Annotated in this window: 1 protein-coding gene and 1 pseudogene; both read right to left on the reverse strand. The window is 57.7% G+C overall.

Going from position 1 to position 1,293, the window contains the following annotated elements; translation table 11 throughout:
- Positions 1 to 980, reverse strand: a 980-nt coding sequence (locus AC1DRJ_RS28050) for a TM0106 family RecB-like putative nuclease (protein ID WP_477805006.1), incomplete at its 3' end; no start/stop codon positions are given.
- Positions 981 to 1,043: 63 nt separating this feature from the next.
- A pseudogene (locus tag AC1DRJ_RS28055) lies at positions 1,044 to 1,293 on the reverse strand (hypothetical protein); the annotation flags it as partial.

Genomic DNA, 1,293 nt, shown 5'->3' on the forward strand with positions numbered 1-1,293 from the left:
CCCTCCATGTCGAAGAACAGATCACCGTCGACCGCCTTGGGCATCCGATAGAAACCACGCCGTTCACCCAAGACAGGCAGGAGCTCGAACAATGGGACATCACTGGAGCGCCCCTGGAACTGCAACCGCGCCTGATGCCGCAACTTGCTCAACGACTCTGTCTGCAACTTCGGGATGCGCAGGTCGTCGGTACTGTCCGCCAGCTGGTGCAATGTGGTCACGCCGGCACTATGTAACTTCTTGATTTGCGAACGGCTGATACCCGCTACCGCTGAGAGGTGATCGTCCTGCTGTCGTTGTTCGTCGCAGCGATCACGCCAGGCGCAGAACCCACAATGCCCGCACGGTTCGGGGTAGGTGACTGGCGGTTCGGCACTGTTCACGAATGCATCGAAACGCTGCAGCACGTGCTCCAGATAATCGGCGTAGTCGGCGACCCGAAATGCCTGCTCGGTACGAGCAGCATCACCGAGTACGATGTACATGAACTGTGGCTGTACGCCCTGGATCGAGATCAGCATTCGCGAATAAAGCGCAACCTGTACGAGGAACTTGGCCTTGGCCGTTTTCGCCAGCTTGGTGTCGATCACTTCATAGCTGTGGTCGCCCAGCGCCGACGCCCGAGGCACTTTGCGCAGGAAGTCGGCATGACCAATAAAGGCGCCTTCCTGAAGCGACGCCTGGAAGATGATATCGGCGCCGGCCTTCATGGCCTGAATTGTAAGTTCCACCCGACGCGCGAAACTCGGATTGCCCTCGGCAATGTCGACCACGTAGGCGTATTGGATTTTGRGCCGTTCGAAAAAAGCCGCTTCATGGGCCAGCCCTTTGTCCTGGATCAAACGGTTCTGCTCGCTTGCCGCCGCTTTTTCCATAGGGCTGACAAGGTTCTGAAGGTCCAGCGCCGTGAGGTGCTGGCACTCAAGAAAACCGCAGATATCTGAGGCAGAGTACAACTGAAATCCGTTTCGGCTTTGCATGGTCGCTTCCAGTACGGTGAAGCGTCCAGGAACGCTTCACGCTGATTCAATGTCGTGTGTGAGTCAGGCGTCGAGCGAGCATCCGCCGAAAAACTGCTCGAACAACGTCGTCGGCAAATGTTCYGCATCGAGCAGCCCGAAGTGCTTGCCCACGTTGCGCCCCAACGCCATCAGCGTCTTGGCAGAGTTCTCGGTACCTGCATATCCGGCGCTCAAGAGGTAGCCGATGCGTGCCTTTTCAGTCGTCGCCCGCAGATACGCATTGCCCGTGATCAACACATCCACCAAACAGACGCTTGCCCGTTCATCACCC

The organism is Pseudomonas sp. P5_B2 (assembly GCF_056400445.1).